Raw genomic sequence first — 13,190 nt, 5'->3', positions numbered from 1 at the left:
GGGCGGCGTTGTGGATGCCGCCCCTGGCCGTTGGATCAGCTTTTTGCGGTCTCCCCCGCCGCGCGCAACTTGGCGTACCGCAGGGTCACGTCGCTCAGATTTTCCTTAAGCCAATCGGCCATCGCTTCCTCTTCGCTCAGATTTTGCTTGAGGACCGTTTCGGCATCCTGGAAGCCGCCGGCCTCGGCGAGCACCAGGAGCGAATTGTAGGCAGCGATCTCGTAGTTCTCGAAGGCGAAATTCGCTAGGCTGTTCTTGATGATCTCGTCGCCTGCCATCGAGTGTCCCATGGCAGCCATGCTGCCAACCATCGACAGGGCCGTGTCCTTGAGAGTCGAGTGCTCTTCATCGAGACCCTCCAGGACCGTCTCGAGCCGAGTGATCTGGCCCTCGGTCTCTTGAATATGCCGGCGCAAGCGATCAGCCACCTCAGGATAATTCTCGATACGCTCGACCTGTGGTTTCATGATCGACAGCGCTTGGTTCTCCATGGCATGGGCGTTGCGCAAGCCAACAATGAATATCGAACGGCTCTCCGAGTTGAAGTTTGTATCCATCGCAATTCTCCTTCTGTTTTCTGCCGCGGTTAATTCAGCTCCCATGTGCGGGAGAACTCGCCACCAGTCCGGCCAGGGACGTCCTTCCAGTGCCCGCCCATTCCGGCAGACTTTTCTGGATGCGAGCGAAAGTGGCCAGAGCCTGTCCGACCACCTGGTCCATGTTGTAGTAGCGGTATGTTGCCAGGCGGCCGACAAACCACACGTCGGGACAGGTTGCGGAGAGCGCTTCGTAGCGCTTGTAGAGCGCTTCGTTTTCGGCTCGCGGCACCGGGTAGTACGGGTCGCCGATATCCGTCGGGTATTCGTAAGTCAGGCTGGTCCGCGCGTTCTGCTGGCCGGTCAGATGTTTGTACTCGGTGATGCGGGTGTAATCTTGCGTCTGCGGATAATTGACGACGGCGACCGGCTGAAACTGCTCGCGGTCCAGGGTGACGTGCTCGAAACGCAGCGAGCGATAGGGAAGATGCCCAAGCTGCCACCCGAAATATTCGTCGATCGGACCGGTATAGATCATCCGCCTGAACGGGATCTTCTCACGGATTTCGCGGAAATCGGTCTGCAGCATGATCTTGATGTTCGGATGGTCGAGCATGCGTTCAAACATCCTGGTGTATCCGCCGGCCGGCATTTTCTGGAAACTATCGCTGAAATAGCGGTCGTCACGGTTGGTCCTGGTCGGCACTCGTGCCGTCACCGACTTGCTCAGTTGACTGGGATCGACGCCCCATTGCTTCCTGGTGTAGCCACGGAAGAATTTTTCGTAGAGCTCGCGGCCCACCGTGCTGACAACGACATCCTCGGCCGTGCGAACGTCCTCCACAGTCTCGCGTCGCGACGCGAAGAATTCCTCCAACTGGGCCGAGGTCAGATCCAGTCCATAAAGGCTGTTGATCGTGTCGAGATTAATCGGGATGGGAACGAGTTTCCCGTCCACCGCCGCCAACACCCTGTGCTCGTATGACCGCCACTCGGTGAACTGCGACAGGTAGTCCACGATTGCCTGGCTGTTGGTGTGGAAGATATGCGGACCGTAGCGGTGGATCAGGATGCCGGCTTCATTGTAGCAATCATACGCATTGCCGCCGACATGGCCGCGACGATCTACCAGCAGGACGCTTTCGTGACGCTGCGAGGCTATCCTTTCGGCAAGCACGCTGCCGGCAAAACCCGCCCCGACGACCAGCCAGTCGAACATGGCTAAGCGCTCCTGCGAAGAGGGACGATTTTCTTGCGTTCATGGGCGCGCTCGATGTGAGCCGCCATGGCATTCCATGTTCGCTCCCAGGAGGTATCCGCAAGGTAGGCGTCGACTTGTTGCCGGAGCATCTGGCGCGGTCGCGAAAGAGCCGAGCGGAGCTTGGTTTCCAGATCGTCGCTGTCGGCGATTTCCACCAGCCCGGCAGCGCCGTAGCTGCGCACCACGTCCACGATCGCCGTCGAGACTACCGGCAGCCCTGCCGCGAGGAACTCCGGCGTCTTGGTCGGGCTGATGAAGCGGGTCGCTTCATTGAGGGCGAACGGCATCCAGCCGGCATCCCAATGGCGCAGGTAGTCGGGCAGATCGCAGTAGGCTTTCCCGCCCAGCCAGTGAAGGTTCTCGGCGCGCGGCAGGCTTGCAGCGTCGATCTTGACCACCGGGCCGAGCATGACGAAATGCACGTCCGGCATGGTCTCCGCCGCCTGGGCTACGAGATCGACGTCCAGCCGCTCGTCGATGACGCCGAAATAACCGACCCTCGGGTGAGGAATGCCGGCCTGATCGGCCGGGTCTTTTCCCGGCTTCCTGGCCTGGTGAAAGTGGTTCACGTCGATGCTGCTCGGAAAGGGATAGATCGCGTGATGCAGGTGGCGCTTGGTCTCGAACAAGCTCAGGCCGCCGGTGAAAACAAGATCGGCGCGGTGCAGAAGCGCCTTTTCCATCTGCCTCAATTCAGGCGGCGCATTCTTGAACGCCGAGAGTTCGTCCATACAATCATAGACACATATGTCAGGCTCAAGGTACTCCGTGAAGCGGAGAGCCATTGGCGTATAATACCAGGCGATCAGCCGGCTGTGCGGCATAGACGCGATTGTCTGCTGAACAAATCTGCGCTGCACGGCATCTGCTTTCGCGGCCGACGTGCCGACCGGGAGCACTGGTGTCACAATCAGAATGTTTGGCGAGGCCTCGCTCGTCCGCATTAGCGGCTGCGGCAATTCTTCGAAGACAGGTTCTTCAAAGTAGACCACCCTCTGCTGCATGGATGCGAGAGTGAGGATATGCTGCGGGCGTTGATGAACGAAATTCCACCTTAAATGAGAGAAGCAAACCAGTAGATTTTGCCTGCCAGCCTGTTTACTGACGGTTACCCTGCCCAAGGCTGCTTCCATTGAGATATTCCTTTTATAGACGGTGGTTTATGTTGCGACTAACATTTGTTAATCGTGGATGAGGGGGAACTAGACTTCGGTTTCAGCTCCTAACTTTCGGGTAGGTGAGTTGTTCCAAGGTGAAACGGAGAGCCTCGGTCGCCGCTTCGGATTGGACGAATGCAAAGCGCCGGCTGCGCGGAGGCAGACTGGCTGTCTCAAATGGCGGGTCATCGAAACTGCCCGCGACCAAGTTTGCTGGTGGAGAACCGCCTTCGCCGTATTTGCGTTGAACTTGCTGGCTATAAAATGTGCCGGACAATCAACTTGATTCGCCCGCGGCTTGGGCGGGTCCGGGGCAAGGGCAAATTCCGGGGCTAAGATGAAGATCGACTTCGATACCAACGTGTTTCCGCTGTTTCATCCGCAAAGCGTGGATGACCTCAAGGACCCATGCCCCGTCTTCGATGGCAGGCTGTGGCATGTCTTCGGTTCCAGCGGGACGGTGACGACCGAGACGTGGAGGATCCTGCACGCCACTGCCCCCGACCTCTATGGGCCTTGGACCGAGCACGAAGCGATCGAGCTTCCCATCAATGGGACGGGGGTCGCGGCTCCGGGCGTCATCCACGAAAGTGGCGTCTTCCATATGTTCATCCAGACCGAGTTCATGAAATCCGGGGGCCGCTGCGAGCATGCGGTTTCCAACGACGGCTTCCATTGGGTGGTTCTCAGCCCGGCCATTCTCGCCATCCCCGACACGGAAGAGGATGGCATCTACGATCCGCACCCGGCGGTCATTGGTGGCAGGCGCTATCTCGTTTACTCTGCCATGCCGAAATTCAACAGGGTGCCGCAGCCCGACATCTATCTCGCACGCAGCCAGTCCGACTCGTGGTTCGGGCCGTGGAAGCGGATCGGCAAGATCCTCGATCATGCTGATGTCCCTCATCACAATACGAGAGAGGACCCCGACTATGAATGGGGCATAGAAGGTGCCCAACTGGTCGAGTTGCCGGATGGCCGAGTGCTTCTGAACGCCACTTGCTTTCTTCCAAATGGCCTTCGTGGGAATCGCCAGCGCGTGTTTTTTGCCATCGCTGACGAGGTTGCCGGACCTTACGTGTCCATAGGCCCGGTACTCGAACCAGGCCAGCCGGGCGAGAACGGTCATTCAACGGTGATGATCGAAGGCAGCCAGCTTTCCCTGTTTTACCAAAGCCGGGTTGCCGCGACCGACCACCGATGGCGCTACGGCTTGGCCCGATGTGACGTGGCTCTGTTTTCCAAGGTTGCATGATCCTGGTCTGCCGGCCGGCACGACTGCGTTCGACCGGCCGGAGCGGCTGTCGTCGTCGTGCAATTGAGTTCCGTTGACACGAGGCGATCCGTTGCCAGTTCTTTCCAAATTAAACGCCTACCCGGGCGGAACAATGCTTCCGGGCTGAGGTTCGGCTGACTTCAAACGGAGAGTCAGCCATGTATTACACCGACAAGAAATTGCAGTTCCCGGTTCGAGTCGAGACGCCGAACCCAATCTTTGCACGCGCCTTACAGCAGGCCATAGGCGGAGTGGAAGGCGAAATTCGTGTCGCCTTGCAGTATTTCTTTCAGGCGTGGGGGTGCCGTGGACCGGCCAAGTACCGCGACCTGCTGTTGAACACAGCCACCGAGGAGCTCGCCCATATCGAGATGCTGGCGACCGCGGTCGCGCTCAATCTCGAAGGGGCACCGCTTTCGCTGCAGGAGGACGTGTCGTCCGATGCGGTCGGCGGCTCTGTCCTCAACGGGATGAATTTCCGTCATATCTTGTCGACTGGGCTCGCCGCCCTGCCGGAAAACTCCAACGGTGTTCCCTTCAATGCTTCGCATGTTTATGCCAGCGGCAATCTTGCCGCCGATATGGTCGCCAACGTAACCGCGGAAGGAAGCGGACGCGTGCTTGCGACCCGCCTCTACAACATGACCAACGATGCTGGAATGAAGGACATGCTGTCATTCCTCATTGCGCGCGACACCATGCATCAGCAGCAGTGGCTGGCGGCGATCGAGGACATGGGCGGCCTGACCGCGTCTCTGCCGGTGCCCAATTCCTTCCCGCAGGAGAAAGAGCGTCAGGACGTATCCTATGCCTTCATCAACTGTTTCATCGAAGGTGTAGCACCGGCGCAGGGACGCTGGAGCGAAGGCCCGTCGATGGACGGCAAGGGCGAGTTCTCCCTGGTGCCCGGCGCACCGATGGGCGAGGAGCCAATGCTTTCGCCGCCACGGCCAAGCTCTGGTGCGCAGAGTGAGCAGATGTTCGACAGGAAGGCAGCCGAATAGTCATAGTCGCAGGCCGAAGGCGGCGGCCAAATGGGGCCGCTTCCGCTTTGGTACTTGTCAGGTCGCGTCGGGCCGAAGGATCCTGGCGCAGACATCGCGAATGAGCTGCGGCAGGACGTCGAACGCATAGCCGACATGCAATCGCTCCAGCGGCGTGTGATAATCGCGTCCCCACGGACCGATGTTGATTGTCGGTATGTTGGCCAGGGCTCGCGTGAGGGGCCAGCGCACGCTGTCTTTCCAGGCTGGTGTGTTGCGGGCGACGACGTCGAGGGAGGACTCGGCCGCTTCGCCAAAGAAGCTCATGTCCGAAATCCCGGCGAAATAGTCCGCGCAGGTGACCACGCTGCCATAGCGAGCCGCTGCCTCGTCGGCCACCTCGACGGCAGCGGCTCGCAGCCTGGCGGCTGCCGGCTGCGCGGAAAGGTTCGTCGGCAGATAGGGAATGGATCCGAAGCCCGTCACGATGGCTGGTCCGGCCAAGCGGCTGAGTTCCCAGGCCTGCTCGGTTATCAATCGGCACTTCTCGGGCAGGGGCTGGTCGCCGGCGGCGATCGAAGCGGAAACAGCTTCGAGCCGCATCCGCTCCGGTTCTTCGAGACGCGCCAGCAGAGTCTCATACCGATGGACCGGGATCGATTGCACCATCTCCAGCAGACCTGTTTCGTGCTGAGCGGAGACGCGCCGCCGGAGCTCCTGTAAAAGACGCGAGGCCGCTTCGGCGCATAGGCTGTCGAACCGGTCGAGCACCTCACTGGGCGCCCGGCGATAACTCAGCACATTGAAAGTGGCATGGGCGGTCCGCGGTGTCGTGACATCATACCCCGTCTTTCCGTCCCGAATCCCGAGCAGGCTGGGCGGGGTGCCGGGTTCGGTGCCGCACATGTCGGTGAGCTCGGGCGCCCATTCGACCCGCGCGGCGATTGCCGCGGCGATCGCGCCGGCATTGAGGCCATTCAAGGGAAAGCCGCTATGTGTGGGAACACCAACCACGCAGGCGGCCGGAAGCAGCTTGCCGACGGTTCCCAGAGCGATGACGCGACCCTTGCTGCCGTCGCCATCATCCGCGATCGCATCGAGATTGATCACCGCGAGCAAATCGAGGTCGCGCTCTTTACAGAGTCCAGGCAGCATCTGCGCCGCCTTGCGGGCGCCGGCGGAATTGTTCTCCTCGTCCGGCACTGCGATAAAAAGCAGATTTCCAGCCGGCTTTGCGCTTTCGGCAAATTCGGCGCATACGGCCAGCCCGGCTGCAAGGCCCGCCTTCATGTCGAGAAGACCGCGTCCGGCAAGGAACTCCCCGCCCGCGAAATCATGGTGGGCCAGAATGGCGGCTGGAGCGTTCGCGGCGACGAGGGAACCGTGCAACGCCTTTGTCAACGCGTCGGGCCGAGTGGCCAGAGGCTCCAACTGTCCGTAGTCGCTTGTCCCGACGGTGTCGTAGTGACCGGTCAAGAGCACGGTCGAGCGACCAGTGCCGCGCAGGAGCATCGCCACGCAGTGACGGCCGTCCTGGGGTCCGACCTCGATCGTCCAGACCTCCGCGTTCTGAAATGCCGTCTCCTCTCGGAGTTCCGCCGCCAGCCACGGGCCGAAGGCAGCCTCGCCGTCCGTGCCGGTGACGCTCTTCTGCTCGGTCAACCCGATTGCCCAGCGCCGCGCGCGACTGGACAGCGTCTCGATAGGGTTGCGGGTCATTGCGGTCCTGCCATTCGGGTGCGAACGGTGGACCCTATCCTGGTCAAGCGATTTCTCTCAAGCGCACTTCGGCGGTGGCTCAGTGGAATCCACTTGGAAGGTATTCGTGCTCAGAGGGGAACTCCCGGGCCGGGCAGCTCGTCTCGATGACGGACTGGCGACGCTCTGGACCGGTTCTTCCTGCATTGCTCTTGGATCGCAAAAAGCTCTTCGCCGACGGAACATCGCAGGGTCCATGAAGTTGGGCTGCCAAGGAGGAACGTGCCATGAACGGTGTCATTTATCTTATCGGCCTCGTCGTTGTCGTGCTCGCGGTCCTCTCCTTCCTCGGTTTTCACTAGGTGACCCATGCAACGTAATGACGGCCAGGGCCGTAAAGCCACCGATTTCGACAAGGCGACAAGCGACGTTTCCGATAGGCTTGGCCGGGAAAAGGAGCGCGCGAGCGAGTTGCTTCACGATGCTCGCGACGGACTGACCCGCAAGGCTGGCGACTACGCGACAGAAGCCACGCAGGTTATTTCGGACAAGGCGGAGGAGACGCAGCGCGACATAGGATCGAGCTTGGCGGCGTTGGGCGGCGCGTTGCGCGCGGCCAGCGAGCATCTGGCCAACAATGATGAAAGGACCGCGTCGAAATTTGCCCTGGACGCCGCTGGCGGGCTGGAGCGGCTTTCCTCCTCGTTGAAACAAAAGCCGTTTGGCCAGGTGCTTGAGGATGTGCAGTCTTTCGGCCGGCAAAACCCCGGTGTCCTGCTTGCCGGGTCTGTACTGGCCGGATTGGCGCTGGGTCGGTTCATCAAGGCTTCCCCGCCCAGAAGCCCCGAAGCATCTCGAAGTGCCTTGGGTGGTGCAAATTCGCAGACCGGCGAAGCTGCTGGTTGGTCGGCCGATGGGGCGCAAGGATTCGGCGGCGGTGTTGATGATCTGGCCACGCAGTATGGGGAGCAAGACAGATGAACACTCAAGATAATCCCAGCCTCGCGACCCTGGTGACCGACTTGGCCCAAAACGTCACCACGCTGGTGCAAACCGAAGCCAGGCTTCTGCGGGCGGAGCTCTCTGAAAAGTTTACCAAGACGGGAGCTGGCGCCGCCGAGGTGCTGGGCGGGGCCATCTGCCTGCTCGCGGCTCTGCTCGTGCTGCTTCAGGCACTGGTCATCGCATTGACGCGGGCAGGGCTGGGGGCCGGGTGGTCCTCCCTGTTGGTCGGCGTGGTGGTGGCAATTCTTGGCGTCATTCTGCTGCGCACCGGCATGGCAAGCATGGCGCCTTCCGAACTTACTCCCGACCGAACCCAGGAACAGCTCAGGCGCGACGCGACTGTGATCAAGGAACAAGTGAGATGACCGAGAAATCCGCAGCCGAACTCGAACGCGAGGCGGAAGCCGCGCGCGCCAGGGTGGTGGAGACCGCCGAATCCATTCGAGGCAAAATGACACCGGGACAATTGCTGGACGAATTCACCGGCATCTTCTCTGGAGGAGAGAGTTCGGCAATGCTCAACAACCTGAGAACGCAGGTCAGGGACAATCCCTTGCCCGTGACCATGGTGGGCGCCGGTCTGGCTTGGCTGATGCTGGGCAGCGGTCCGTCGAACGGCAGCCGTCGCCCGGCCGGCTATACGGCGCCAACCCCGCCCAGCGGGGGTGACGAGGCGGAGGGCGGCGGCTTGGGCAGCACGCTCTCCGGAACCGCTGAATCGCTCACGTCGGCCGCAAGCAGCGCTGGCGCAGCCATATCGGGCGCAGCAAGCGGCGTCGCCGAAGGGCTGACGAGCAACGCCGCCAGCGCAGGATCGACGGCTGGCGACATGGCTGCGAAAGCCAGCCGCTCGGCACAGGAGCTGTTGAACGATCAGCCCCTCGCCGTTGCGGCGGTCGGTCTCGCCATCGGCGCCGCGATAGGCGCCATGTTGCCCCATACCGCAATGGAGGATGAGCAGCTGGGCGGCTATGGCGAGAAGCTTCGCAACACCTCGGAGACCATGCTCGAGCAAGGCCTCGATCAGGCCAGGCAGGTTGCCGCGGACGCCTATGAGACGATCAAGCAGGAAGCTGGACGGCAGGACACACAAGCAGGCACGGTGGCCGACCAGATTGGTGAAATCGTCAAGTCCGCGGCCGACACGACGGAGCAGTCCGTACGGGAACGGATCTCTCTCCCGTTGGAACAAAAATCCTAGCCGAGGATACTGGAGCCACCGCAACGATGGGCGATTCTCGCAAGGCAAGGCGGGAGCTTCAACCGATTGGCAGTGGGGGCTCCGCCACTTCAGCAACCACGATTGCGGCGGGCGCTTCGAATGAAGCGTCGCCTTCGATACACCAGCTCGCGAAAGGGTTGTCGCTCCAATCTTCAGAGCTCTTTTCGCAGGAAGATGCGCGCGGCGCCTGGAATGCCAAACTCAACCCTGCCAAATTCCTCGTATCCGTGGCGAACATAGAAGCCAGGTGCTTGGAAGCTGCTGGTCTCGACCACGGCGCGGGCGCAGCCACGCTTTCTTGCCTCTGTTTCAACGGCTGAAAGGAGCCGGCTGCCATACGACTTTCCTCGAACATCCTCAGCCACGAAAAACATGTCCAGGAACAACAGTCCAAGCTCAGTCCTGCCCCACAAACCCCCAACGACCTTTCCCGAGGCATCCCGCACTATGGCGCCGATCGGCATTCGATCCGCGGCGCCGGACTTGGCCACATTGTAGCGATAGAGCGCAGCGCCCGCTTCTGCCTTGGCATCCCCGCCGGTTTCAACCAACTCGATCAGGAGATCCGGCTTCCGTGCTGCGCGGCTCGCTGAACATGCCCAGTCTGAAACCTGCTTCGATCTTGTCATCGTTGGATCTGCGGAGGAGACTTTGGCTTCACTTGCCGGCCCCGCCGCCCACGGCCATTCGAATGCCAAGGCCGACAATGAAGCAGCCCGCTATCCGTTGTTGCCAAAGTCTCACGCGGGGTCGACGCATGACCCATTCGCCGAGCACACCAGAAGCAACCGCATAGGTCCCCAGGACCAAGACGCCAGTCAATTTCTGGGTCGCGCCGAGCATCAGCATCTGGAACCAGACAGAGCCACGGTTCGGATCGACGAACTGAGGCAGGAAGGCGATCATGAAGGTCATGGGCCAAGGATTGATGAGGTTGGCTATCATACCTTCCCGCATCGCGGCGAGCGGCCCGACGCGCTCGACGCAATCGAGATCCAGATCGCTTTTCGTGTCCGAGAGCAAACTTATGCCCAACCAGACCAGATAGGCTGCTCCAGCCCAACGGAGCGTGTCAAATGCCAATGGCGATGCACGCAAGAGCGAGGAGACACCCAGGGCGACCAGCGGCAGTTGCACCATGCCTGCGCCCAATGTCATTCCCACGACCGTGAACAACGCCACGCCACGGCCTTGCCCGATGCCACGTGCCATGACCAGCATGCTGTCGGGCCCAGGCGGCATCTGCAACAGGATCACGGTGCCGAGAAAGGCGAACCACAGATTGGGATCGATCTTACACCTCCTTGGCCCAAGCCTATTTGGTGCGTTCAATGGTGGCCCCCTGTCCCGGCAAGCGGCGACATCCTTGCCGGCGCGATCGCCCCTGGCGCCGTCTGGCCGGCCTTGTCAGACCGTATGGCGAGCCCCTGCTCGATGAGAACTCCGTCGCAAGGCGATATTTCCGGCCCGGAGCATGCGGCATTTTTCTCGGCGTCACAATTTTCCAAAGGGAGATTTGTTCCCGGGGAACGAACGCTGCGTGTCATCCGGCAGCGGCTGTTCAAGCAAGGAAGTCCAGGATCGCCTTTGCCAACAGGTCCGGTGCTTCTTCGGCGACATGGTGGCCGCTGTCGATGCCTCGGCCCTGCAGGTGCCGGGCCCATGGGCGCCAGATCGCCAGCACATCACCATAGAGCCGTTCAAGATCGTCGCGCAGCGACCACAGGACAAGCGTTGGGCATTCGACCCGGAGCCCTCGGGCGCGATCCTCCGCATCGTGCCGGCGATCGATCGTGAGCCCGGCCCGGTAGTCTTCCAGCATGCCATGCACGACATGCGGACTGCTGATCGCCGCCTGATAGTCCTCGAAGTTTTCTCTGCCCATCGCCTCGGCCGATCCGCCATACCAGGCCTGCGGATCGACATTGATGGCGCGCTCGGGCTTGTCTGGCTGGGCAAAGAAGAACCAATGCCACCACTCTGTCGCAAAGCGGCTGTCGCAACGCTCCAGATGCTCAAGGACCGGAATGCCATCGATTTCGACAAGGTGCGAAATACTGGCAGGATGATCCATCGCCATCCTGAACCCGGTAAGGGCGCCACGGTCATGCCCGGCGACGGCGAAACGATCAAAACCAAGCCTGTGCATGAGAGCCACGCAAATGCCGGCCTTTGCCCGCTTTGAAGATCCCGCGCTTTCCCAGGCATCGGCCGGGACGGACGATTGCCCGAACCCCGGCAGGTCCGGGCAAATGACGGTGTGATGTCTTGCCAGGATCGGCGCGACGCGATGCCATGTGGTGTGGGTTCGCGGGTGCCCATGCAGGAGCAACACTGGCGGGCCAGCCCCACCATGGCGCACGCGCAATGTCGCATCCGCAAGCTTGACGATCTCCAGGCTAAAGCCGTCGAACATCATTTTTGCCGAGGATCGGTCAGCGACTGTCCAGCGGCGACGAAAGTGCCCTCCTTCCGAGCGACCGCAGCGGCCAGAAGCGTACGCGCCGCGTTTCGGACTTCTTCCTGCAGGTCCATGTCGTCGTCGAGCTCGTTGTGGCTGGTAGCGTATGGCTTCCAATAACCGGTGTAGCGGTCGAGTTCGGCCTTCGGCCCCGCCGGGACCATTTCGATCGATTTCAGCCAATCCGATAAAGAGCGCCGGACGTTTTCGGCTCCCTCGGTATCGCCGTGCACGATTACCGAGAAGAGCCGGCCGGCAAGGTGCCGGGGATAGTCCCATCCCTCGAGTTCCAGCGCCTTCGCCTCCCGCGCCTCCTTGCCGTGCGTGGAACTAGGATCGGGATTGCCGCCATCGGCGCATACCAGACGGTCCATCATCAGCTTCAGCGGCGAGGTGGCCTGATACCAGTGGACAGGCGTTATGATCATCACCGCATGGGCGGCAACCCACATTGGATAGATCTCGTTCATCCAGTCCTGCGTCTGGCCGAGCGAATGATTTGGATAGCAGGAGCAAGGCCAGTGACAAAGCGCGGCAGCGGTGGAGAAGCAGGCCTTGCAAGGGTAGATTTTGCGGCCGTATTCGGCGGCCAGCCGGGACAAATCCAGGATCTCGACTTCCGCGCCGCCGGCCTTGAAGATCTTCCGGGCGATTTCGACAAAACGATAGGATTTGGACATCTCGCCGGGGCAGGTGTGCTCGCTGCGCGGCGATCCGTTCACGATCAGGACGCGGCGTCGTTTGCCCAGCTCGTTCATGCGCTTTGCGCGCTCGATTGCTTGTCTCGCCTCGAGCCAATCGACCGCCAGATCGTAATCGGGATCGGCGAAGCCACGGCCCGCCTTTCGGGTCCGCGGGCTTTTCCTGGAATCCCTGTAGGCCTGCCAGGCGACCTCCGTTATTCGCTCGATGTCGGCAGCCAGGGGCTCGAACGCCGGATCGTTGAACTGTTCGCCATAGCGACGCTTGAAAGCCTGTTCGTCGAGGCGGGGGCTGGGCATGCCCTTGCGCGGTTCTGGCGCGCCGCGCTTCAGCCAATCGAACATGGGGTTTCACCTCTGCATGGAAAGCGATCCAAGCTCAAACGCGGCAAACAGGCGCGGCGTTCCGAACGCGCATAGCCATGATCTGCAATGACTTTTGGGCGAGTACAAAAAAAGGCGCGCCGGAATCACCCGAACCGGCGTGTTTCGAATTGATTCGCCAAGTTCGGTACGAAGGCGTACACAAAGAGGTCGTCAGCAGCACGATCCGGGCGTTGACGCTTGGGAGCGACCATCGCACTCCTGCCCCAGCGTGAGGCTAGGATGTCATGACGAAAGACCCTGAGCGCCCCGGTCTGGCGCCCGAAGCCGTTCGTACACTTGCCCGGGAATCGGGCGCTACGGAACAGCAGATACGTGACATAGTGTTGCTGGTAGGGTTCGACCGCTCTTCGATCCTCAGGGAAGCTCGTCTTCTGGCGAAGGATGGATAGTCGACAAAACTTGCGATTTGTCCACAGCAGCTATTGTCGGTTTCATACCGACGCGGCCGCCTGCCTAGTGCTGGCCGGGTGGGACAGTTTATGTTTTGCCACCGTCCCCTCGTT

The 13,190-nt window shown here is 61.1% G+C and carries 13 protein-coding genes; 5 read left to right on the top strand and 8 right to left on the bottom strand.

Annotated elements, in window-relative coordinates; all coding sequences use genetic code 11:
* Positions 1 to 35: 35 nt before the first annotated feature.
* Genes FJ950_RS00520 through FJ950_RS00510 form a run of 3 tightly spaced genes read right to left on the bottom strand, consistent with a single transcriptional unit; the run spans position 36 to position 2,930 of the window.
* Positions 36 to 557 carry a ferritin-like domain-containing protein gene (locus FJ950_RS00520; protein WP_015316426.1) on the bottom strand — a complete coding sequence of 174 codons (522 nt, stop codon included), beginning with the start codon at positions 555 to 557 and terminating at the stop codon, positions 36 to 38.
* 34 nt (positions 558 to 591) lie between these two features.
* Complete coding sequence (glf, locus tag FJ950_RS00515; protein WP_140614620.1) at positions 592 to 1,755, bottom strand: UDP-galactopyranose mutase; 1,164 nt, start codon at positions 1,753 to 1,755, stop codon at positions 592 to 594.
* Between the two features lie 2 nt (positions 1,756 to 1,757).
* A complete protein-coding gene (locus FJ950_RS00510) occupies positions 1,758 to 2,930 on the bottom strand; it encodes a glycosyltransferase (RefSeq protein ID WP_140614619.1) in 1,173 nt (390 codons plus the stop codon).
* A gap of 361 nt (positions 2,931 to 3,291) precedes the next feature.
* Here FJ950_RS00510 and FJ950_RS00505 point away from each other — a divergent pair, with 361 nt between their 5' ends.
* Both FJ950_RS00505 and FJ950_RS00500 read left to right on the top strand, forming a co-directional pair.
* On the top strand, positions 3,292 to 4,209 hold the full coding sequence (locus FJ950_RS00505; protein WP_015316429.1) for a hypothetical protein: 918 nt from the start codon (positions 3,292 to 3,294) through the stop codon (positions 4,207 to 4,209).
* A 179-nt stretch (positions 4,210 to 4,388) separates the two neighbouring features.
* A complete protein-coding gene (locus tag FJ950_RS00500; RefSeq protein ID WP_015316430.1) occupies positions 4,389 to 5,234 on the top strand; it encodes a manganese catalase family protein in 846 nt (281 codons plus the stop codon).
* A 57-nt stretch (positions 5,235 to 5,291) separates the two neighbouring features.
* Here the strand turns inward: FJ950_RS00500 and FJ950_RS00495 are convergent, their stop codons facing one another.
* Positions 5,292 to 6,875, bottom strand: coding sequence for a M20/M25/M40 family metallo-hydrolase (locus tag FJ950_RS00495; protein WP_210242348.1), 1,584 nt, complete (start codon positions 6,873 to 6,875; stop codon positions 5,292 to 5,294).
* A 405-nt stretch (positions 6,876 to 7,280) separates the two neighbouring features.
* Between FJ950_RS00495 and FJ950_RS00490 the strand changes: the two genes are divergently transcribed.
* The 3 genes from FJ950_RS00490 to FJ950_RS00480 are packed head-to-tail and all read left to right on the top strand — an operon-like array spanning position 7,281 to position 9,117.
* Entirely contained in the window at positions 7,281 to 7,892 is a 612-nt protein-coding gene (locus FJ950_RS00490) for a hypothetical protein (RefSeq protein WP_140614617.1), read from the top strand.
* A complete protein-coding gene (locus FJ950_RS00485; RefSeq protein ID WP_015316434.1) occupies positions 7,889 to 8,281 on the top strand; it encodes a phage holin family protein in 393 nt (130 codons plus the stop codon). The genes FJ950_RS00490 and FJ950_RS00485 overlap by 4 nt, the downstream gene beginning before the upstream one ends.
* Positions 8,278 to 9,117: a DUF3618 domain-containing protein gene (locus FJ950_RS00480; protein WP_140614616.1), complete on the top strand. Its 840-nt coding sequence runs from the start codon at positions 8,278 to 8,280 to the stop codon at positions 9,115 to 9,117. The genes FJ950_RS00485 and FJ950_RS00480 overlap by 4 nt, the downstream gene beginning before the upstream one ends.
* A gap of 173 nt (positions 9,118 to 9,290) precedes the next feature.
* Here the strand turns inward: FJ950_RS00480 and FJ950_RS00475 are convergent, their stop codons facing one another.
* The 4 genes from FJ950_RS00475 to FJ950_RS00460 form a co-directional block, all read right to left on the bottom strand.
* Positions 9,291 to 9,767: a GNAT family N-acetyltransferase gene (locus FJ950_RS00475; RefSeq protein WP_140614615.1), complete on the bottom strand. Its 477-nt coding sequence runs from the start codon at positions 9,765 to 9,767 to the stop codon at positions 9,291 to 9,293.
* Positions 9,768 to 9,795: 28 nt separating this feature from the next.
* A complete protein-coding gene (locus tag FJ950_RS00470; RefSeq protein ID WP_015316437.1) occupies positions 9,796 to 10,470 on the bottom strand; it encodes a LysE family translocator in 675 nt (224 codons plus the stop codon).
* A 229-nt stretch (positions 10,471 to 10,699) separates the two neighbouring features.
* Positions 10,700 to 11,554 (bottom strand): alpha/beta hydrolase, encoded by an 855-nt coding sequence (locus tag FJ950_RS00465; RefSeq protein ID WP_181170999.1) that lies wholly within the window; start codon positions 11,552 to 11,554, stop codon positions 10,700 to 10,702.
* Entirely contained in the window at positions 11,554 to 12,645 is a 1,092-nt protein-coding gene (locus tag FJ950_RS00460; protein ID WP_140614613.1) for a flavodoxin family protein, read from the bottom strand. Before FJ950_RS00460 ends, FJ950_RS00465 begins: the two co-directional genes overlap by 1 nt.
* Between the last annotated feature and the right edge of the window lie 545 nt (positions 12,646 to 13,190).

It is taken from the genome of Mesorhizobium sp. B2-3-14 (genome assembly GCF_006442175.1).
Taxonomy (GTDB): Bacteria; Pseudomonadota; Alphaproteobacteria; order Rhizobiales; family Rhizobiaceae; genus Mesorhizobium; species Mesorhizobium australicum.
The sequence above is the reverse complement of the archived record's forward strand: the minus strand, read 5'-3'. Positions and strand labels throughout refer to the sequence as shown.